This is a genomic window from Sphingobium cloacae, assembly GCF_002355855.1.
GTDB lineage: Bacteria > Pseudomonadota > Alphaproteobacteria > Sphingomonadales > Sphingomonadaceae > Sphingobium > Sphingobium cloacae.
The window spans coordinates 3,307,218-3,324,956 of sequence record NZ_AP017655.1; the positions used below are offsets into that span (position 1 = coordinate 3,307,218).

Here is a 17,739-nt window from a genome sequence, read left to right on the forward strand (position 1 = left end):
CTCATCGTCTCACCCAAAACCCTCTGATGACGCCGGCCGCTCCGGCCAGCACGAGAATGGCGATCGCCCAGACGGGCGGCGCGGGCACGGCCGCCGGCTGGACCGTCCTGTTGAGCATCACGGCGGACTGCCAGCCATAGGCCGCGTCGGCCGCAAGGCCGATGGCCGGCGATGCCAGCGCGACGACGACCAGCACATGCTCGCGCAATGCGACGCCGCCCTCCCCCGCGCCGCCGCGCGCCAGCCCGGCGGCGCACAGCGCGGCCAGCCCCAGCGCCGCCGCGATCCAGAGCGGCACCCCGCCCGCCATTTGCAGGGCGGCCGCCAGCGCCGCGCTGCCCCCCGCGACGACGGAGCCGCTGCGTCCCGCCGGACCCGCGATGAGCCGCCAGAAGGCCGCCGTCCCGATCAGCAGGCCAATCCAGTTGGGCTGCGGCGAAAGGATGGTCGCGATCCAGAAGGCCGATGCATAGGCGGCCAGCGCGCGCGCCCAGTCCGCGCGCGCCAAACGGGCGGGCGTCATATGCGCGGCGGCTCCCAGCATCGCCAGCAGCCAGAGAAGAGAGATGGACAGGGCCGGATTCATGCCATGGTCTTCCGTCGGGCGGGTCTATGCTGCCTCCTTAGGGCGGAAAGGCGGCGATCGCCATGCCGTCGCGGGTCTTTGCTGGCGCATCCCGCCATTTCCCTTGCCTCCATGAAAAAAGACGCGGTTCGACCCCAATCGAACCGCGCCAGGGGGGAGGGGCCGTCAGAGTTTCAGGCGCACGCCGCCATAGGCGGCGCGGCCGGGTGCCGCATAACCGAAGGTTTCCTGATAATGGTCGTCGAACAGGTTCTCGACCCGGCCGAAAAGCTGGACCTTCCTGCCGATGTCCCATGTCGCGTTGAGGTTCACGAGCGTGAACGCCTTCATGTCGACCAGCAGGCGCTGATAGAGACTGTTGAAGGCGTAATCGACCTGCTTCCCATTGTAGCGCACCGTCAGCGTGGCCGAGAAGGGCAGGGCTTCAGGCGCATAGCTCAGATTGAAGCTGGCGATGTTCCTGGGCCTGCGGGCGGCCTGCGTCTCCACCGGGACGGCGGGTTGGAAGGCGCCGTCCAGCGGCGCGGGGTCGACCAGCGCGTTGATGATCTGGGGCGCCTTCAGATAGGTGTAGCTCGCGTCCACGCGCCAGTCGCCCAGGCGGGCGTTCGCATAGGCTTCCACGCCGCGTTGCCGGGAAACGACGGCATTGTTGAAACTCGTCGAGAGATAGACCCCGCCGACGAAGGTCCCGGCGGTTTCGATCTGGTTGTAGAAGCGGCTGCGGAAATAGGTCGCGCCCAGCGTCAGGCCGCCGTCGAGCAGGCTCTGTTCGATGCCTGCTTCCCATCCGCGCGACCGTTCGGGCTGCAAGTCGGGATTGCCGATATACCGCCCGTCGACATAGCCGAACAATTCGCTTGCCGACGGCGCCTTCACCCCGGACCCGTAGGCCGCATGGATGCGCGTCCCGCTGTCGAACAGATAGCTGCCCGTCGCCCGGAAGGTGGCGGCGTCCCGGAAACGGTCGTTCGCATCGATCCGGGCCGACACGCCCAGGGCCAGCCGGTCGTCGACCGTCACGTCATATTGGGAAACGAAGCCGATGGTGTCGATCCGATGCTCGCCGGTGAAGGCATAGCCGCTGGGATCGACATTGCGGAATTCCTCCCGCTCGGCATCGATCGCGAAGGTGAAGCGGTTCTTCACATGATCGTTGCCGAAGCGCACCGTGTTTTCGAACGAGCCGCGATACCGGCGGCCGCGATCGCCATAGCTGTATCCCGACGCCTTGTAGGCGTCCCGGTTGGCGTCGGTGATCTGTCCTGAAAGCGCCGTGGTCAGCGCGTCGTCGAAGAGGCTGAGTTCGGCGCGGACCAGCCCGTAAAACGCCTTGTTGCGATAATAATGGCCGGGCGTGTCGATCGTGGTGATGACCGGATAGCGCAGCACGACCGGGGAAGAGGCGTCGATCGCCTGTTCGTTGAGGTCGGCCTTGGTATAGCTGTAGCGCGCGACGGCGGTGACCTTGAAGTTCGGCGCGGGCGTCCAGTTCAGCTTGCCCGACGTGCCCAGATTGTCCGACCCCAGATCGCGGTTGCCCGCCGGGGCGGTAGGATAGCCGTCCGTCGTCAGATAGCTCGCCGAAAGGGCGTAGTCGACATTGTCCCCGGCCGTCCCGGCGACCCGTCCCGCCGTGGAGATCGTGCCGAAGGAACCGGCCTCCGCCCGTGCGCGGATGCCCGGCGCCTCGCGCCCGGACAAGGTGGTGTAGGTGATGACGCCACCGATGGCGTCGGACCCGTAAAGCGAACTTTGTTGCCCCCGCAGCACCTCGACGCGGGCATTTTCGTCCGCGATCAGGTTTCCGAAATCATATTCGCCGCTATAGGGATCGGACGCCTTGATGCCGTCGATGAACACCAGGACGTGATTGCCCTCCGAACCGCGGATGCGCACCTGGGTGAACCCGCCGATCGCGCCGGTCCGGTTGACGGCCACCCCCGGCACGTCGCGCAGGATGTCCGACAGCACGCGGGTCTGGCGGCTCTCGATCGCCTGATCGTCCAGCACCGTGATCGATGAACCGATCAGATGGGCGGGAACCGCGTCCCCGGAACGCGTCGCGGTGACGACGATGTCGCTCCTGCCGTCCGCCGGATCGGCCGCGGGCGACTGTGCGATCGCCGACGGCGCGGCGATTCCCGCGATCGCGATCGCTGCGGTCGATGCCCCCATGGCCTTGATGATGAATTTCCCTTTCACGTCCCCTCCTGAAGCTTTGCCGTGTTCGTTGCATTGGCGGGGGACGGGTTAGGAGGGCGGGGAGCCATAACCATGTTAATTACGGTTGCGCGCTGGGGCATTACAGTTGCAGGGCGCTGTAACAATGTTCCTTTTACCGGAACAAATGACGGGGAAAAACGGACGCCGCGCGCCGCGCGCGCTGGCCTTCAGCCTTGGGCGCGGGCCGGGCGCGCCCTGCGTTTCGGCATGAACCGCGCCGCCAGCAGCAGGGCGACGACCACCGCATAGAAGAGGGGGTCGCGATGATCGGCTTTCACCAGCAGATAATAATGGACCACGCCCATGGCGGCGATCGGATAGACGGCCCGGTGCAGGCGCCGCCAGGATCGGGGCCGCATCTTTCGCCTGACCCTGTTGATGGAAGTGACCGCCAGCGGCACGAGCAGCAGGAAGGCGGCCATGCCGATGGTGATATAGGGACGCTTGGCGATGTCCTTGAGGATGCTCGGCCAATCGAACTCCTGGTCCACCGCGACATAGGTCAGCAGGTGCAGGCAGGCATAGGCGAAGGCCCACAAGCCGATCCGCCGCCGGTATCGCATCGGCCGCGACCATCCCGCCCCTTGCGCCAGCGGACTGATCGCCAGCGTGATGCAGAGGAACCGCAGCGCCCAGACGCCCAGCTCCCTCAGCACGAACTCGATGGGATTGGCCGTCAGCCCGCCGGTCAATCCTTGCAGGACGAGCAAGAGCAGGGGCGCGGCGCACAATATCCATATGCAGGCGGATTCGATGCGATGGGCGCGTCCGCCGGTGATGGCGGCCGCCATCAATAGAGCGTGCGCGGGTCCAGCCCGCGATAAAGGCTCGCCACCTGGTCCCCATAGCCGTTGAAGGGCAGGGTCTTGCGCCGGAAGAACTCGCCGATGCGCCGTTCCTTTGCCTGCGACCAGCGCGGATGATCGACCGCAGGGTTCACATTGCCGTAGAACCCATATTCGCGCGGCGCCAGCAGGTTCCAGCTCGTCTTCGGCCGGTTGGCCGTGAACTGGATGCGGACGATCGACTTGATGCCCTTGAATCCGTATTTCCAGGGCACGACCAGACGGATGGGCGCGCCGTTCTGGTTGGGCAGCGTCTGCCCATACAGGCCCACGGCGAGCAGGGTCAGCGGGTTCAATGCCTCGTCCAGCCTCAGCGCCTCCTGATAGGGCCATCGCAGGATATCGCTGCGTTGCCCCGGCATCTGGCGGGGGTCGTGCAGGGTCTGGAACGCCACATATCTGGCCTGGCTGGTCGGCTGGACCGCCCGGATCAGCTTGGCGAGGGGAAAGCCGATCCACGGGATGACCATCGACCACGCCTCGACGCAGCGCATGCGATAGATGCGCTCCTCCAGCGGGAAGCGGCGGATCAGGTCGTCGATCCCATATTTGCCGGGCTTGTCGCAAAGGCCCGCGATGGTGACGATCCAGGGCCGGGTCTTCATCATCCCGGCATAGGCGGCGGGGGAATCCTTGTCGGTGCCGAACTCGTAGAAATTATTATAGCTGGTCACGTCCTTCAGCGGGGTCTTGTCCTCGTCGATCCGCATGCGGTTGGGGCTATGTTTGAGCGGCGCGGCGCGGGCGGGCCCCGCGCCCATCAACGCCGCGCCCATTCCCACGCCGCCGAGCACGAAATCGCGGCGCCGCAGGTACAGGCCATGATCCGTGACGTCATGGTCCTTGAGGTCGGGCGCGTTCCGGATCAGCATGCGCGACTCTCCAGCTTGGCGGTCATCCGCTTATTATGGGTGAACGCCCGAACGAACGAAAGGGTTTCTGTTTTGCCCGCTTCGACAGGAAGGTATTATTTTACCCGTCCGGAATCCCGCCGAATCTCTTGACTTCCCGCCCCCCACCCGTCATGAGCGCGCATCTTCCGATCGCCCGAAAAGGCGTTCGGTTCACTATTTCATTCTGGAGATTGGCACCATGAAGGCGCTGATGAAGACCACCAAGCCGGCGACCCCGGCAACGGTCGAAAAGAAGTGGATACTGATCGACGCGGAAGGTCTCGTCGTCGGCCGTCTCGCTTCGACCGTGGCGAATATCCTGCGCGGCAAGCACAAGCCGAGCTTCACCCCCCATGTCGATTGCGGTGACAATGTCATCATCATCAACGCGGAAAAGGTGAAGTTCACCGGCCGCAAGCTGACCGACAAGGTCTACTACAAGCACACCGGCTATGCCGGCGGCATCAAGGAAACCACGCCCGCCAAGGTCCTGGAAGGCCGTTTCCCCGAGCGCGTCCTGGAAAAGGCCGTCGAGCGCATGATCCCCCGCGGTCCGCTCGGCCGTCAGCAGATGCGCAACCTGCGCATCTTCGCAGGCAGCGAACATCCGCACGAAGCGCAGAACCCCGAAGTGCTCGATTTCGCATCGCGCAACCGCAAGAACAAGGTGGGTGCATAATGTCCGATAACCGCCAGTCCCTGTCCGACCTCGCGTCGCTGACCGTCAACGCGCCCGCCGTCGCGGAAGCGCCTGCCGCTGCTGCGGCCGCCGACGCGCCCATCGTTCCCGCCCAGCCTTCCGCGCCGCTGCGTGAGCAGGAAATCGACAGCCTCGGCCGCGCCTATGCGACCGGCCGCCGCAAGGATGCCGTCGCCCGCGTCTGGGTGAAGCCCGGCACCGGCAAGATCACGGTCAACGGCCGCGACCAGGAAATCTATTTCGCGCGTCCCACGCTGCGTCTTGTCATCAACCAGCCCTTCGGCGTCACCGACCGCGAAGGTCAGTATGACGTGATCGCCACCGTCAAGGGTGGCGGTCTGTCGGGTCAGGCCGGCGCGGTCAAGCACGGCATCGCCCAGGCGCTCAGCAAGTACGAACCGGCGCTGCGCAGCGCGGTCAAGGCCGAAGGCTTCCTGACCCGCGACAGCCGCGTCGTCGAGCGCAAGAAGTACGGCCGGGCCAAGGCCCGCCGCAGCTTCCAGTTCTCGAAGCGCTAAGCGGTTCGATCATCGGATTTGGGAAGGGGCCGGTTTTTTCCGGCCCTTTTTCATTGCACTCCCGTTTCGGTGGCAACCTCTGGCCGCTTCGGTTCGTTGACCTGCCATCCCCTAGCAAGGAGACGATCATGGGTGAAATGACGGACAAGATGAAGGCTGCCGGCAACAAGGCTGCCGGATCGGTCAAGGAATCGATCGGCAAGGCGACGGACAATGAACGCCTGGAAGCCGAAGGCAAGGCGCAGAAGGCCAAGGGCACCGCTCAGGACGTGGCCGGATCGGTCAAGGGTGCGCTCGGCGACAAGATCTGACGCCCCCTTACGAAATTCATAGCAGCGAAAAACCCCGTTCCGTCAGGAGCGGGGTTTTTTGTCGTCCGTCGCGCGCCGGCCTTCGTCCTTCAGATAGTCCCGCACGTCCCGCCGCAATTCCCCCGCGCACAGATAGAGGGCAATGACATTGGGGATCGCCATCAGGAAAAAGCTGCTGTCCACGATCCCTACCACCCGGCCCAGGTCGATGGCGGCGGCCGGAGGCAGGGCGATGATGTAGAGTATTTTGTAGCTCCACTGCGCCCTGGGCCCATTGCCGAACAGATAGCCCCAGGCCTGCAACCCATAAAAACCCCATGCCACCAGCGTCGAATAGGCAAAAAGAAAGACCACTATGGCGAGCAGCCACGGAAACCATGGCGACACCTGAGCAAAGGCGGCGGAGGTGATCGCGATCCCCTCCAGTCCCGTATTCCATGTCCCCGCCACGACCAGTGCCAGCCCGCCGAAGCCGCAGACGATCATCGTGCCGAGCAGCGGTTCCAGCAGCGCGACCAGCCCCTCGGACACCGGATGGCGCGCCCGCGCGAGGCTGTGCGCCATGACGGCGGAACCGACGCCCGCCTCGCTCGCGAACACCGCGCGCCGCATCCCCGCGACGAAAGCGCCCACCGCGCCGCCCGTGGCCGCGCTGCCGCTCCACGCGCCTTGCCAGATCTGCGCCAGCGCTGCCGGGATGGCGTCCACATGCAACAGCAGGATCGCCGCCACCCCCGCCAGATAGACCGCCACCTTGAGCGGCGTCAGGCGCTTGGCCACCTCGCCCAGCCAGGCCGCGCCGCCCAGCGTCACCAGCGCCACGGCTCCGGCCAGAAAGACCCCATAAGCCCAGCCATTGCTGAGGCCCGTCACCACCTGCACCTGCGCAAAGCTCTGGTTGACCTGTACCATCGGGATCGCGCCGAACAGGGCGAAGAAGGCGTAGAGCCCGCCGAGCATCAGCCCGGTCTTCGGCCATCCCCGTGCCGCGCCTACGGCTTTGAGCACATACATCGGCCCGCCATGCACATGGCCGCGATCGTCGAAGACGCGATATTTGAGGCCCAGCGTGACCTCTGCCATCTTCACCGTCATCGCGAACCAGCCGATGACGAACATCCACAGGATCGCGCCCGGACCGCCCATGGTCAGCGCCACCGCGACCCCCGCGATATTGCCGAGCCCGATCGTCCCCGACAGCGCGGTGGAGAGCGCCGCCCACTGGCTGACATCGCCCTTCGCCTCGCCCTTGTCCGGCTGGGTCCGCAGGATGCGGAGCGCCCGTCCCACCTGCGTCACGTTGGGAAAGCCCAGCCAGAGGGTGAAGAACAGCATCGGCGCCGCCAGGTAGAGGACGATCAACTCGATCTGCGCCCCGAAAACCGGCACCTTGAAGAATACCGCTCCGGACAGCGCGTCGACCCAGGCATTGAATCTTTCCATCCGTCCCGATTGACCTCTGCCCGGTGGAAAGTCGAACAAAGATTGCTATGGAGGCGATGACTTTGCGTCGCAGCCAGGGACAGCGTCAGAACATATGAGCAGGCAATATTTCGGCACCGACGGCATCCGGGGCCGCACCAACCAATGGCCGATGACGGCGGACCTGGCGATGAAGGTCGGCATGGCGGCGGGCCGTCACTTCCTGCGCGGCAACCACCGCCACCGCGTCGTCATCGGCAAGGATACGCGCCTGTCGGGCTATATGGTGGAAAATGCGCTGGTTGCGGGCTTCACTGCCGTGGGCATGGACGTGGTGCAGTTCGGACCGATCCCGACACCCGCCGTCGCGCTGCTCGCCCATTCGATGCGCGCGGATCTGGGCGTCATGATCTCGGCCAGCCACAATCCTTATTTCGACAATGGCATCAAGCTGTTCGGGCCGGACGGATACAAGCTTTCCGACGAGGACGAACTGAAAATCGAGGCGCTGCTGGATCAGGACATTCCGCTCGCGGCGTCGAAGGACATCGGCCGCGCCCGCCGGGTCGAGGATGCGCGCGGCCGCTATATCCACGCGGTCAAGTCCAGCTTTCCCGCCGACCTGCGCCTGGACGGGCTCAGGATCGTGATCGATTGCGCCAATGGGGCCGCCTATCAGGTCGCGCCCTCCGCCCTCTGGGAACTGGGCGCCGAGGTGATCGTCGTCGGCGTCACGCCCAACGGCACGAACATCAATGACGGCTGCGGCTCCACCGCGCCGCTGCTGTGCCAGGAAACGGTGATTTCCTCCGGCGCGGACATCGGCATCGCGCTGGACGGCGACGCGGACCGGTTGATCGTGGTGGACGAGAAGGGCAATATCGTCGACGGCGACCAGATCATGGCCCTAATCGCCGCCAACTGGGCGCGGGAGGGGACGCTGCGCGGCGGCGGGCTGGTCGCGACGGTCATGTCGAATCTGGGGCTGGAACGGTTCCTTTCCGGGCAGGGCATCGGCCTTGAGCGCACCAAGGTCGGCGACCGCTATGTGCTGGAGCGGATGCGCGAGGGCGGCTTCAATGTCGGCGGTGAGCAATCGGGCCATATGATCTTGTCCGACCATGCCACCACCGGGGACGGCACTATCGCTGCCTTGCAGGTGCTGGCCGCGCTGGTCCGCTCCGGCAAGCCCGCCAGCGAAGTGTTGCACCAGTTCGACCCGGTGCCGCAGCTTCTGAAGAATGTCCGCTTCGCGGGCGGCAAGCCGCTGGACCATGACGAGGTGAAGCGCGTGATCGCGCAGGCCGAGGCGGAACTGGCCGGATCGGGCCGTCTGGTGATCCGCCCGTCCGGCACGGAGCCAGTGATCCGAGTCATGGCCGAAGGCGACCGGGAAGAGCAGGTGCGCGATGTCGTCGAACGCATCTGCGCGGTGGTGGAGAAGGTGGCGGCCTGATGCTGGAGATGCGCCCGGATTGCGAACGCTGCGGCGCAGGCCTGCCCGCCGATGAGCCGGGGGCGTTCATCTGTTCTTTCGAATGCACCTTCTGCGCGACCTGTGCGGAGGCGTTGGATGACCGTTGCCCCAATTGTGGCGGCGAATTGATGGACCGTCCGACGCGAACGGGCAGGGCGCTGGCGGCCAACCCCGCCTCGACGGAGCGGCGGTACAAGGCGTGAGCGTCGCGCGCATCCTCATCATCGCGGGGTCCGACAGTGGCGGCGGCGCGGGGATTCAGGCGGACATACGGACCGTCACGCTGCTCGGCGGCCATGCCATGACCGCGATCACCGCGATCACCGCGCAGAACACGCTGGGCGTGCAGGGCGTGCATCCCGTGCCGACCGACATGGTGCTGGCGCAGATGGAAAGCGTCATCGGCGACATCGGCGTGGACGCGGTGAAGATCGGCATGATCGGATCGGCGCAGACCGCCGCCGCCGTCGCGGACCGGCTGGCGAAGCTGGAGGGCGTGCCCATCGTCTTCGATCCCGTCATGGTCGCCACCAGCGGATCGGCGCTGGCCGACGACGCGACCGTCGCGGCGTTCGAGAGACTCATGGCCTTCGCCGCGCTGGTGACGCCCAACCTGCCGGAACTGGAGGCGCTGGGCGGAAAGGATGTGGCGATCCGCTTCGCCACCCATGTGCTTGCCAAGGGCGGGCATGGCGAGGGACCGATGCTGACCGACCGGCTGATCGGCCCGCAAGGCGTGGTCAAGGCATGGAGCAACACCCGCATCGACACGCCCCACACCCACGGCACCGGCTGCACTCTGGCGAGCGCCATCGCGACCAGGCTGGGGCAGGGCATGGCCCTGATCGACGCCATCGAACGGGCGCGCCAATATGTGCGGGAAGCGCTGACGCTCGCGCCGGGCTTGGGGCAGGGGCATGGGCCGATGGGCGCGCCTTTCGGGTTTCATGCCCATGCCTGATTTCACGCATGAACTGCGGCATCATCCCGGCCTCGTCGCCGGGGTGGACGAAGCAGGCAGGGGGCCGCTCGCCGGGCCGGTGGTCGCCGCCGCCGTCATCCTGCGCGCGGAGGATTGCCCGGACGGCCTCAACGACAGCAAGCAGCTCACCGCCGCCCGCCGCGCCGTGCTAGAAGGAGAGATCAAGGCGCGGGCGCTTTGCTGGGGCGTCGGCGTCGCCAGTGTCGAAGAGATCGACAGCCTCAACATCCTCTGGGCGACAATGCTCGCCATGAAGCGCGCGATGGAGGCGTTAAGCGAGGATTGCGCCCATGTGCTGGTGGACGGCAATCGCTGCCCCGACTGGCGCTGGCCCGCCACCGCCGTGGTGGAAGGGGACGCCAAATGCCTGTCCATCGCGGCCGCGTCGATCATCGCCAAGGAAGCGCGCGACCGGATGATGGTGGAAGCCGCCGCGCTGCACCCGCATTATGGCTGGGAAAGCAACAAGGGTTATGGCAGCGCCTATCATCTGGCGGCGCTGCGCGAACATGGGCCGACGCCATTGCACCGCCGCAGCTTTGCGCCGGTGGCGCAGCTTCTGCTGCTCTGAATATGGAAACAGGCAGGAGCACGGCGCGCCTCACCTCATGAGGACCAACTCCAGATAAAACGTTCACCAGCCTGTCCTACACCGGGACGGATGCGACGAATCGTTCACCGCGGACTGGCGCGCCGGCGGCTTATGGTTAAAAAAGGCTTATGGCTTTCGCCCTGCGCGCCTTCTGTCCCTTGCTGGCTTTCGCGGCCTGTGTCGCCTTGCCCCTGGTTGCGCGTGCAGCGCCGGTGGCGTCCGACCCGATCGCGCTGGCTCCGGGCGAATATCGCTGGCTGAGCGAAGGGCCGTGGGCCGGTCCCATCTACATGGTCATCAGCATCGAAAAGCAGATGGTGCATGTCTATGACGGCGACCGGCTGATCGGCGCGGCTTCGGTCTCCACGGGGATGAAGGGCCACCGGACGCCGACCGGCGAATTCCCCATCCTGCAAAAACGGCAATGGCATCGCTCCAACCTCTACAGCAATGCGCCCATGCCGTTCATGCAAAGGCTGACATGGGACGGCATCGCGCTCCATGCCGGGCATAATCCGGGTTATCCGGCCAGCCATGGCTGCATCCGGCTGCCCCATGCCTTTGCCCGCAAGCTGTTCGACCTGACGCGGATCGGAACGCAGGTGAACGTGACGACCGATCGGCTAAGCCCAGCCCTGATGGTGGGCACGCTGGTGCTGGAAGATCCGAATGACCCTTCCAGCGCCATCGTCACTTTCACGCCGGTCGAGGAAGCCGTGCTGGCGGAACGACCCGCCTTGCCGCAGGCGGCGGGGAAGGCGGAACGGGTTCCGGCGTTGAAAGTCGATCCGGCCATTTTCCGGCCGCGGCTGATGCGCTGACAGCGCGTATCAGCAAAAGCGGGCCGCGCTCATCCAGTCACGGCACATATGTCCCAATTCCCTGCGGATGGCGGCGGGATCGGCTTGCGGGGATCGATGCCTCATTGCCGATCGCAGGCGATGGATGGCGACCAGCATATCGTCGGCGCGAGAGAGAAACATGTCGTCGGGGCTGTCTGACCTGACGCCGTCCACAAGCCGGGTCAGATTGCCGAACAGGCCCGGCGGCATCGCGCCATCCTGCACGCAGACATCGTCGACCATCGCATGGATGGCCACCAGCCATTCCGCATTCCGATATGCCCATAGCGCCATGACGACACCTGCTCATGCCCTCTCAAGGACGACGAGAATCGCGCATTATCGTGAAAAAGAGATTAAGCTTAAATTTTCCTTTCCTTTGAGCGCATTATGGATGAATCCGGGGGCCAGACTGAAAAAGGGCGGCCGATCCCTTGGGAAATCGGCCGCCCTTTTTCAACATTTCCGCGCCGTTGAGGCGGATCAGGCCGCAGCGGCAGCCGTTTCCTCGCTGGCGGGCAGGCGGATCAGGTAATCGAAGGCGGACAGCGCCGCCGTCGATCCCGCGCCCATGGCGATGACGATCTGCTTATAGGGCACCGTCGTGCAGTCCCCCGCCGCGAACACGCCCGGCTGGCTGGTTTCGCCGCGCGCGTCGATCTCGATCTCGCCACGCGGGGACAGGGCGATGCTGTCCTTCAGCCATTCGGTGTTCGGGACCAGGCCGATCTGGACGAAAATGCCCTCCAGTTCGATGTCATGCTCGGTGCCATGGTTGCGGTCCTTGTAGCTGAGGCCCGTCACCTTGTTCCCGTCGCCCTGCACCTGCGTCGTCAGCGCCGATGTGATGATCTTCACATTGGGCAGGCTGGCGAGCTTGCGCTGCAACACCGCGTCGGCGCGGAGCTGGCTGTCGAACTCGATCAGCGTCACATGGGCGACGATGCCGGCAAGGTCGATGGCCGCTTCGACGCCGCTATTGCCGCCGCCGATCACCGCCACGCGCTTGCCCTTGAAAAGGGGACCGTCGCAATGCGGGCAATAGGCCACGCCCTTGTTGCGATATTCGTCCTCGCCCGGAACGCCCATCTGCCGCCAGCGTGCCCCGGTGGAGAGGATCAGGGTGCGGCCCTTCAAGGACGCGCCATTTTCCAGCACGACCTCATGATAGCCGCCTTCGGACTTGGCCGGGATCAGCTTCGCGGCCTTCTGGAGGTTCATGACCTCGACATCATATTCCTTGACGTGCTGTTCCAGATGCGCGGCCAGTTTCGGCCCTTCGGTATGGGGGACGGAGATGAAATTTTCGATCGCCATGGTGTCGAGTACCTGGCCGCCGAAACGCTCCGCCGCGATGCCGGTGCGGATGCCCTTGCGCGCCGCATAGATCGCCGCCGCCGCGCCGGCCGGACCGCCGCCGACGATCAGCACCTCGAAGGGGTCCTGAGCCTTGATCTTCTCCGCCGCGCGGTCGGCCGCGCCGCTGTCGATCTTCGCGACGATCTGTTCCAGTTCCATGCGGCCCGAAGCGAAAGGCTCTCCGTTCAGGAACACGGTCGGCACCGCCATCACCTTGCGCTCGTCGACTTCCTGCTGGAACAGCGCGCCGTCGATGGCGACATGGCTGATGCGGGGGTTGAGCACGCTCATGAGGTTCAACGCCTGCACCACGTCCGGGCAGTTCTGGCAGGAGAGCGAGAAATAGGTTTCGAACGCGAAATCGCCGTCCAGATCCCTGATCTGCTGGATGAGGTCCTGCGCCGCCTTCGACGGATGGCCGCCGACCTGCAACAGCGCCAGCACCAGCGAGGTGAACTCATGCCCCATGGGCAGCCCCGCGAAGCGTACGCCGATGTCGGTGCCCACGCGGCGGATCATGAAGCTGGGCTTGCGCTTGTCGTCGTCGGCGCGGGCCACGGACACCTTGTCCGACAGTTCGGCGATTTCGTTCAGCAGCTCTTCCATCTCGCGCGATTTCGCGCCGTCATCCAGCGAAGCCACCAGCTCGATCGGCTGGGTGATGTTCGCCAGATAGCCCTTGAGCTGTCCTTTGAGATTTGCGTCCAACATCGTCTTACTGGCTCCGTTGCATGAAGGGGCGGGCATAAGCCGCCCGTTTCCGAGGGACGGCAAGGCGCCCCTCGAAAGGATTGGGTCTGAAACTGTCAGAGATCAAGCCGCGCCGGGATCAGGCAATGCCCTGATGCCCGGCCGCGGGAAAGGTCGTCAGATCTTGCCGACGAGGTCGAGCGAGGGAGCGAGGGTCTTTTCGCCCTCTTCCCACTTGGCGGGGCACACTTCGCCGGGGTGGCTGGCCCAATATTGGGCGGCCTTGATCTTGCGGAGCAGTTCTGCGGCATTACGGCCGACGCCCTCAGGAGTGATCTCGACCAGCTGGATCACGCCTTCCGGATCGAGCACGAAGGTCGCGCGATCCGCCAGGCCCACGCCTTCGCGCAGCACGCCGAACTGGTTGGAGATGTCGTGATTCTGGTCGCCCAGCATATAATAGTTGATCTTGCCGATGGCCGGCGAGGTGTCATGCCATGCCTTGTGGCAGAAATGCGTGTCGGTCGACACCGAATAGACTTCCACGCCCATGCCCTGAAGGGTGGGGTAGATGTCGGCCAGGTCTTCCAGTTCGGTCGGGCAGACGAAGGTGAAGTCGGCCGGGTAGAAGAAGAAGACGGCCCACTTGCCCTTCACGTCGGCGTCGGTGACATCGACGAACTTGCCTTCCTTGAATGCGGTCGCCTTGAACGGCTGGAGGGGAGTGTTGATGAGAGCCATGAGCTTTCGAATTCCTTCTCTGGGTTGCTGTTGCCTGCCCCATGTAGGTTTCGTGGACAAAGGGTATCCAGAGTTTGACTGACACGAGCGCTACGAAGCCGAGGTATGATTCTTTGGTTTTATCGTAGCGGGTCGCGATGCGCCGCCAGTTCTTGAGTTTGTTGAACAGGCGTTCGATCAGGTTGCGCCATTTGTATTTCGCGCGGTCGTGCGGGGCGGGATTGCGCCGGTTGACCTTGGCAGGGATCACCGCCTCGACACCCGCCGCCTCGATCTCTTCGCGGATCGCATCGGCATCGTAGCCCCGGTCGGCCAGGAAGGCCTTGATCCGGTCGGTTATCATACGGAACAGTGGGGCGAAGCCCTGCACATCGTGCGCCTGTCCGGGTGTCAGCACGAAGCCGAGGGGGAGGCCCCTGGCATCGCACCTTGCGTGGAGCTTCGTCGTGAAGCCGCCTCGCGATCGGCCAAGCGCCTCGGTTTGCTGAGTCCCCTTTTTATGCCGACGGCACAATGATGTGCCCGGACCACCGTGCTGTCGATCATGTCGGCGGCCGCGTCGCGCCCCGCCAGTTCGGCCAGCGTCTCGAGCATGGCATCGAACACGCCGGTCGTGACCCATCGTCGATAGCGCCGGAACACGCTGTTCCACTTGCCATACTCGTCCGGCAGGTGCCGCCATTGCGCGCCGGTCCGCGCAATCCACATCATGCCCTCGAAATAAGGGCGATTATCCTGCGCCGGGCGGCATCCACGACCGTGCTCAGGCGGCAGCAGCGGCCCGATCACTTCCCATTCTTCGTCCGTAACGCCGATCCGCTCGCCCAAGGCTGCCTCCAAAAGCCAGCCTTGAATCAGCGACCGAGTCCCCAGTCAAGCTTTGTCCACGAAACCTAGGGACCGGGGCGAGTCGAGGGAAATTGGTTTTCTCGGACTTGCAGATAGAGAAAATCGATTATTGAATGTTGATTTGATCGATCGGATCATTTCAAACTTGTGAACTCCCGGCGCTTCGGTGCGTTGGAGAGCCATTGCTGCAAGGAGGAGATCATGCGCTTTCACGGGTTTTCCATGGCCTTTCCGATGGCTGTCGCCATAGCCCTGACAGGATGCGCCAAGAGCACGGAAAATGTCGCGGGCAACAATGCCGCGCAGCCGGGCGCCGTCGAAACCATCGAGGATGTGGATACGTTGGGCAATCATGCGCCCGAAGCCGCCCGCCTGCCGACCGACGATTGGGTCGGACGCTGGACCGGGCCGGAAGGGCTGTTCCTGGATATTCAGCCTTCGCCCGATGGAAAGCCCGGTCACTATGCCATCGCCAATCAGGATACGCTGGACCGGAAGGGTGATTATACCGGCATTGCCGAAGGCGCGACGATCCGTTTCGTGCGCGATGGCCGGGATCTGGCGATTCGCCCCGGCAAAGGCAGCGAGACAGGCTTCAAATATCTGGCGGACAAGAACGAATGCCTGATCGTCATTCCTGATCGGGAAGGCTATTGCCGATAGTCATTCCCCGTTCCTTATCGGGCGATTTTCGGGTGGAGGCAGACATTCAAATTCTCCCTATGAGGGGAGGGGACCGCCGCGAAGCGGTGGTGGAGGGGTAGTGCCTTCTCGATAGGGCATACCCCTCCGTCAGGCCTTCGGCCAGCCACCTCCCCTCAAAGGGGAGGAGTAAAAGTCTGCTCCTGGCCGCAAACCGCTCATGCGCCTTCCGAAAACCTGTCTCTATTCCCCGTCGCCCAGATCCTCCAGCGCGGTGAAACGCTGCGACCAGAGCGCGCCATAGACGGCCATCCATTGAACCACCGGCGCCAGCCCTTTTGCGCGAGCGGTATAGAAAGTCTCCCGCCCGGCGCGGCGGGCCGTGACGAGACCGGCGCGTTTCAGCTTGCCCAGATGGCGGGAAACCATGGGCTGCGACACGCCCGAGACGCCGGTGAGGGCATGGACGCTCTGTTCCCCTTCCCGAACGAGATATTCGAGCAGGGCGCGGCGCGTGCCGTCGGAGAGCGCCTTGAACAGGGCGTCACGAAGGGTCGATCGATCTTCCCGATAGGGTTCGGCTGTCATCCCCTTAAAATAACCATAGGGTTATCAATAGGTCAACCCGAAGCCTGTTTTTGCCCTTTCCAACGGCGTTAACCAAAAAAACTTCACCGGTCCGGCCCATTGAGTCTTTTTCGCCACACCACCCGATATGGAGTCTTCCCGACATTTGCAGACTCAACATATCGTGGCTACCCTGTTCGTTCTCCCTCCTGTTAACTTTTATGTGAGGGTCGCTGGATAAGTCGCTGATCTTGACGGCGGACTCCTGAGGACTCATCGCTGGGCCTCGAAACCAACGGGGGTTGCTGCATGGGTGTGATGGAACGCGTCGCGACGCGGCGGAAGAAGGCGGTCGCGCCGGTAGGGATCGAGGCGGACCGGCTGCTGCGCGGCGACTGCATCGCCGAAATGGCGAAGCTGCCCGACGCCTGCATCGACATGATCTTCGCCGACCCGCCCTACAACCTGCAACTGGGCGGCGACCTGTTCCGCCCGGAAGGCGGGCGCGTCGACGCGGTCGACAATGATTGGGACAAGTTCGACACGCTGGGCGCCTATGACCGCTTCACGAAGGCGTGGCTCAAGGAAGCGCGCCGCATCCTGAAGCCCAACGGCACCATCTGGGTGATCGGCAGCTACCACAATATCTTCCGCGTCGGCACGGCCTTGCAGGACGAAGGCTTCTGGATATTGAACGACATCATCTGGCGCAAGGCGAACCCGATGCCCAATTTCAAGGGCACGCGCTTCACCAACGCGCATGAGACGCTGATCTGGGCGAGCCAGGGCGAGGACGCGCGCTACACCTTCAACTACAAGGCGATGAAGACGCTGAATGACGAACTTCAGATGCGTTCCGACTGGGTGCTGCCGATCTGCGGCGGGCAGGAGCGGCTGAAGCGCAACGGGCACAAGGCGCACCCGACCCAGAAGCCCGAAGCGCTGCTCTACCGCGTGCTGCTGGCCTGCACCAAGCCCGGCGACGTGGTGCTCGATCCCTTCTTCGGCACGGGCACGACCGGCGCGGTCGCCAAGCGCCTGGGCCGCAAATGGATCGGCATCGAGCGCGAGGACAGCTATATCGAAGTCGCGATGGAGCGGATCGAGGCCGCGCTGCCGCTCGACGAATCCGCCCTCACCATCATGCAAAGCGCCAAGTCGCAGCCCAAGGTCGCTTTCGGCACCCTGGTCGAAACCGGCTATCTGCAACCCGGCGCGGTGCTGACGGACAGCAAGCGCCGCTGGCGGGCCGTCGTGCGCGCGGACGGATCGCTGGCCGTGGGCAGCGACAGCGGCTCCATCCACAAGATGGGCGCGACCCTGCAAAATGCGCCGAGCTGCAACGGCTGGACCTTCTGGCACCATGAGGTGCAGGGGAAACTCCTGCCGATCGATACCCTGCGGCAGACCTATCTGCTGGCGAACGAACCTTAAGCGGCAACGCACGTCATCCGTCCGCTTCGAGCGAAGCCGGGGCGCGCGGTTGCGCTCCTGTCT

Annotated in this window: 19 protein-coding genes and 1 pseudogene; 10 read left to right on the top strand and 10 right to left on the bottom strand. The window is 64.5% G+C overall.

The window, feature by feature from the left end:
* Position 1: 1 nt before the first annotated feature.
* The 4 genes from SCLO_RS23460 to msrP form a co-directional block, all read right to left on the bottom strand.
* Positions 2 to 586, bottom strand: coding sequence for a hypothetical protein (locus tag SCLO_RS23460; RefSeq protein WP_066521135.1), 585 nt, complete (start codon positions 584 to 586; stop codon positions 2 to 4).
* A 165-nt stretch (positions 587 to 751) separates the two neighbouring features.
* Positions 752 to 2,791, bottom strand: coding sequence for a TonB-dependent receptor (locus SCLO_RS16230; protein ID WP_231923264.1), 2,040 nt, complete (start codon positions 2,789 to 2,791; stop codon positions 752 to 754).
* 188 nt (positions 2,792 to 2,979) lie between these two features.
* Positions 2,980 to 3,603, bottom strand: a complete 624-nt coding sequence (locus SCLO_RS16235; protein ID WP_066521138.1) for a protein-methionine-sulfoxide reductase heme-binding subunit MsrQ — start codon at positions 3,601 to 3,603, stop codon at positions 2,980 to 2,982.
* Positions 3,603 to 4,529, bottom strand: coding sequence for a protein-methionine-sulfoxide reductase catalytic subunit MsrP (msrP, locus tag SCLO_RS16240; RefSeq protein ID WP_066521139.1), 927 nt, complete (start codon positions 4,527 to 4,529; stop codon positions 3,603 to 3,605). Before msrP ends, SCLO_RS16235 begins: the two co-directional genes overlap by 1 nt.
* Positions 4,530 to 4,749: 220 nt before the next feature.
* Here msrP and rplM point away from each other — a divergent pair, with 220 nt between their 5' ends.
* From rplM to SCLO_RS16255, 3 genes are all read left to right on the top strand, one after another.
* Positions 4,750 to 5,229, top strand: coding sequence for a 50S ribosomal protein L13 (gene rplM, locus SCLO_RS16245; RefSeq protein WP_083949191.1), 480 nt, complete (start codon positions 4,750 to 4,752; stop codon positions 5,227 to 5,229).
* Positions 5,229 to 5,768 carry a 30S ribosomal protein S9 gene (rpsI, locus tag SCLO_RS16250; protein WP_083949192.1) on the top strand — a complete coding sequence of 180 codons (540 nt, stop codon included), beginning with the start codon at positions 5,229 to 5,231 and terminating at the stop codon, positions 5,766 to 5,768. Before rplM ends, rpsI begins: the two co-directional genes overlap by 1 nt.
* A 128-nt stretch (positions 5,769 to 5,896) precedes the next feature.
* Positions 5,897 to 6,079: a CsbD family protein gene (locus tag SCLO_RS16255; RefSeq protein WP_066521142.1), complete on the top strand. Its 183-nt coding sequence runs from the start codon at positions 5,897 to 5,899 to the stop codon at positions 6,077 to 6,079.
* Positions 6,080 to 6,121: 42 nt separating this feature from the next.
* On the opposite strand, the gene SCLO_RS16260 is transcribed toward SCLO_RS16255, so the two are convergent.
* A complete protein-coding gene (locus SCLO_RS16260; protein WP_066521145.1) occupies positions 6,122 to 7,522 on the bottom strand; it encodes an alanine/glycine:cation symporter family protein in 1,401 nt (466 codons plus the stop codon).
* 94 nt (positions 7,523 to 7,616) lie between these two features.
* Here SCLO_RS16260 and glmM point away from each other — a divergent pair, with 94 nt between their 5' ends.
* The 5 genes from glmM to SCLO_RS16285 all read left to right on the top strand — a co-directional run bounded on the left by glmM (position 7,617) and on the right by SCLO_RS16285 (position 11,373).
* Positions 7,617 to 8,957, top strand: a complete 1,341-nt coding sequence (gene glmM, locus SCLO_RS16265; RefSeq protein WP_066521148.1) for a phosphoglucosamine mutase — start codon at positions 7,617 to 7,619, stop codon at positions 8,955 to 8,957.
* Positions 8,957 to 9,181 (top strand): DUF1272 domain-containing protein, encoded by a 225-nt coding sequence (locus tag SCLO_RS16270; protein ID WP_066521149.1) that lies wholly within the window; start codon positions 8,957 to 8,959, stop codon positions 9,179 to 9,181. The genes glmM and SCLO_RS16270 overlap by 1 nt, the downstream gene beginning before the upstream one ends.
* Positions 9,178 to 9,939, top strand: coding sequence for a bifunctional hydroxymethylpyrimidine kinase/phosphomethylpyrimidine kinase (gene thiD, locus SCLO_RS16275; protein WP_066521151.1), 762 nt, complete (start codon positions 9,178 to 9,180; stop codon positions 9,937 to 9,939). The genes SCLO_RS16270 and thiD overlap by 4 nt, the downstream gene beginning before the upstream one ends.
* On the top strand, positions 9,932 to 10,531 hold the full coding sequence (locus SCLO_RS16280) for a ribonuclease HII (RefSeq protein ID WP_066521161.1): 600 nt from the start codon (positions 9,932 to 9,934) through the stop codon (positions 10,529 to 10,531). The genes thiD and SCLO_RS16280 overlap by 8 nt, the downstream gene beginning before the upstream one ends.
* 149 nt (positions 10,532 to 10,680) lie before the next feature.
* Positions 10,681 to 11,373 carry a L,D-transpeptidase family protein gene (locus SCLO_RS16285; protein WP_083949193.1) on the top strand — a complete coding sequence of 231 codons (693 nt, stop codon included), beginning with the start codon at positions 10,681 to 10,683 and terminating at the stop codon, positions 11,371 to 11,373.
* A 9-nt stretch (positions 11,374 to 11,382) separates the two neighbouring features.
* Here SCLO_RS16285 and SCLO_RS16290 read toward each other — a convergent pair whose 3' ends face one another.
* The 4 genes and pseudogenes from SCLO_RS16290 to SCLO_RS24425 form a co-directional block, all read right to left on the bottom strand.
* On the bottom strand, positions 11,383 to 11,688 hold the full coding sequence (locus tag SCLO_RS16290; RefSeq protein WP_066521153.1) for a hypothetical protein: 306 nt from the start codon (positions 11,686 to 11,688) through the stop codon (positions 11,383 to 11,385).
* A 189-nt stretch (positions 11,689 to 11,877) separates the two neighbouring features.
* Positions 11,878 to 13,464 (bottom strand): alkyl hydroperoxide reductase subunit F, encoded by a 1,587-nt coding sequence (gene ahpF / locus SCLO_RS16295; protein ID WP_066521155.1) that lies wholly within the window; start codon positions 13,462 to 13,464, stop codon positions 11,878 to 11,880.
* 156 nt (positions 13,465 to 13,620) lie between these two features.
* The gene (ahpC, locus tag SCLO_RS16300) at positions 13,621 to 14,184 is read right to left on the bottom strand and encodes an alkyl hydroperoxide reductase subunit C (RefSeq protein WP_066521157.1); all 564 of its coding nucleotides are present in this window, start codon (positions 14,182 to 14,184) and stop codon (positions 13,621 to 13,623) included.
* Positions 14,185 to 14,311: 127 nt separating this feature from the next.
* Positions 14,312 to 14,973 (bottom strand): annotated as a pseudogene (locus tag SCLO_RS24425) (IS5 family transposase); the annotation flags it as partial.
* A 261-nt stretch (positions 14,974 to 15,234) separates the two neighbouring features.
* Between SCLO_RS24425 and SCLO_RS16310 the strand changes: the two are divergent.
* Positions 15,235 to 15,696, top strand: coding sequence for a hypothetical protein (locus SCLO_RS16310; RefSeq protein WP_066518390.1), 462 nt, complete (start codon positions 15,235 to 15,237; stop codon positions 15,694 to 15,696).
* Between the two features lie 222 nt (positions 15,697 to 15,918).
* On the opposite strand, the gene SCLO_RS16315 is transcribed toward SCLO_RS16310, so the two are convergent.
* Complete coding sequence (locus tag SCLO_RS16315; RefSeq protein WP_066518388.1) at positions 15,919 to 16,263, bottom strand: ArsR/SmtB family transcription factor; 345 nt, start codon at positions 16,261 to 16,263, stop codon at positions 15,919 to 15,921.
* 288 nt (positions 16,264 to 16,551) lie between these two features.
* On the opposite strand from SCLO_RS16315, the gene SCLO_RS16325 reads away from it, so the two are divergent.
* A complete protein-coding gene (locus SCLO_RS16325; protein WP_066518386.1) occupies positions 16,552 to 17,676 on the top strand; it encodes a site-specific DNA-methyltransferase in 1,125 nt (374 codons plus the stop codon).
* The last annotated feature ends 63 nt before the right edge of the window (positions 17,677 to 17,739 follow it).

What these genes read in the sequence shown, in the direction of transcription:
- SCLO_RS16260 (WP_066521145.1), bottom strand. Translation starts at nt 7,522, where the DNA reads ATGGAAAGATTCAATGCCTGGGTCGACGCGCTGTCCGGAGCGGTATTC.
- SCLO_RS16310 (WP_066518390.1), top strand. Translation starts at nt 15,235, where the DNA reads ATGCGCTTTCACGGGTTTTCCATGGCCTTTCCGATGGCTGTCGCCATA.
- glmM (WP_066521148.1), top strand. Translation starts at nt 7,617, where the DNA reads ATGAGCAGGCAATATTTCGGCACCGACGGCATCCGGGGCCGCACCAAC.
- SCLO_RS16255 (WP_066521142.1), top strand. Translation starts at nt 5,897, where the DNA reads ATGGGTGAAATGACGGACAAGATGAAGGCTGCCGGCAACAAGGCTGCC.
- rpsI (WP_083949192.1), top strand. Translation starts at nt 5,229, where the DNA reads ATGTCCGATAACCGCCAGTCCCTGTCCGACCTCGCGTCGCTGACCGTC.
- ahpF (WP_066521155.1), bottom strand. Translation starts at nt 13,464, where the DNA reads ATGTTGGACGCAAATCTCAAAGGACAGCTCAAGGGCTATCTGGCGAAC.
- SCLO_RS16285 (WP_083949193.1), top strand. Translation starts at nt 10,681, where the DNA reads ATGGCTTTCGCCCTGCGCGCCTTCTGTCCCTTGCTGGCTTTCGCGGCC.
- msrP (WP_066521139.1), bottom strand. Translation starts at nt 4,529, where the DNA reads ATGCTGATCCGGAACGCGCCCGACCTCAAGGACCATGACGTCACGGAT.
- ahpC (WP_066521157.1), bottom strand. Translation starts at nt 14,184, where the DNA reads ATGGCTCTCATCAACACTCCCCTCCAGCCGTTCAAGGCGACCGCATTC.
- SCLO_RS16325 (WP_066518386.1), top strand. Translation starts at nt 16,552, where the DNA reads ATGGGTGTGATGGAACGCGTCGCGACGCGGCGGAAGAAGGCGGTCGCG.
- rplM (WP_083949191.1), top strand. Translation starts at nt 4,750, where the DNA reads ATGAAGGCGCTGATGAAGACCACCAAGCCGGCGACCCCGGCAACGGTC.
- SCLO_RS23460 (WP_066521135.1), bottom strand. Translation starts at nt 586, where the DNA reads ATGAATCCGGCCCTGTCCATCTCTCTTCTCTGGCTGCTGGCGATGCTG.
- SCLO_RS16280 (WP_066521161.1), top strand. Translation starts at nt 9,932, where the DNA reads ATGCCTGATTTCACGCATGAACTGCGGCATCATCCCGGCCTCGTCGCC.
- SCLO_RS16270 (WP_066521149.1), top strand. Translation starts at nt 8,957, where the DNA reads ATGCTGGAGATGCGCCCGGATTGCGAACGCTGCGGCGCAGGCCTGCCC.
- SCLO_RS16315 (WP_066518388.1), bottom strand. Translation starts at nt 16,263, where the DNA reads ATGACAGCCGAACCCTATCGGGAAGATCGATCGACCCTTCGTGACGCC.
- SCLO_RS16290 (WP_066521153.1), bottom strand. Translation starts at nt 11,688, where the DNA reads ATGGCGCTATGGGCATATCGGAATGCGGAATGGCTGGTGGCCATCCAT.
- SCLO_RS16235 (WP_066521138.1), bottom strand. Translation starts at nt 3,603, where the DNA reads ATGGCGGCCGCCATCACCGGCGGACGCGCCCATCGCATCGAATCCGCC.